This window comes from Actinotalea sp. C106 (assembly GCF_023630195.1).
Taxonomy (GTDB): domain Bacteria; phylum Actinomycetota; class Actinomycetes; order Actinomycetales; family Cellulomonadaceae; genus Actinotalea.
The window spans coordinates 1-881 of the sequence record NZ_JALPKN010000566.1; the positions used below are offsets into that span (position 1 = coordinate 1).

Sequence of the window (881 nt, forward strand, 5' to 3'; positions counted from 1 at the left end):
CGAGGCGCCGTTGGTCGCCGGGGTGGCCGACGCGGTGCGCGAGGCCGGGGTGCCCTGCTTCGGCCCGAGCGCCGCGGCCGCCGCCCTCGAGGGGTCCAAGGCCTTCGCCAAGGAGGTCATGGCCACGGCTGAGGTGCCGACCGCCATGGCCCACGTGTGCACCGACCTCGCGCAGGTGGGCGAGGCCCTCGACGCCTTCGGCCCGCCCTACGTGGTCAAGGACGACGGGCTCGCCGCGGGCAAGGGCGTGGTCGTCACCGAGGACCGCGACGAGGCCCTGAGCCACGCCGAGCGCTGCCTGGCCCGCGGGGCCGGTGCGGCCGTGGTCATCGAGGAGTTCCTCGACGGGCCCGAGATCTCGCTGTTCTGCCTGAGCGACGGGCGGACCGTGGTTCCCCTGGCCCCCGCGCAGGACTTCAAGCGAGCCCTGGACGGCGACGAGGGGCCCAACACCGGTGGCATGGGGGCGTACTCCCCGCTGCCCTGGGCCCCGGAGGACCTGGTCGAGGAGGTCGTCGCGAGGGTCGCCCAGCCGACGATCGACGAGATGTTCCGACGCGGGACGCCCTTCGCCGGGGTGCTGTACTGCGGGCTCGCGCTCACCTCGCGCGGGCTGCGGGTCATCGAGTTCAACGCCCGGTTCGGGGACCCCGAGACTCAGGTGGTGCTCGCGCGGCTCGACTCGTCGCTGTGCGAGGAGCTGCTCGCGGCGGCGACCGGACGCCTGGACCAGCAGCCCCCGCTGCGCTGGTCGGAGGACGCTGCGGTGACCGTGGTGATCGCGGCCCACGGCTACCCGGGGGCGGTCCGCGCGGGGGACGAGATCGAGGGCGTGGCCGCGGCCGAGGCCCTGCCGGGCGTGCACGTGCTGCACGCCGGGA

Annotated in this window: 1 protein-coding gene; it reads left to right on the forward strand. The window is 75.3% G+C overall.

Going from position 1 to position 881, the window contains the following annotated elements; translation table 11 throughout:
• A partial coding sequence (gene purD, locus L0B03_RS18520; protein WP_250448566.1) for a phosphoribosylamine--glycine ligase occupies window positions 1-881 on the forward strand: 881 nt, incomplete at both ends.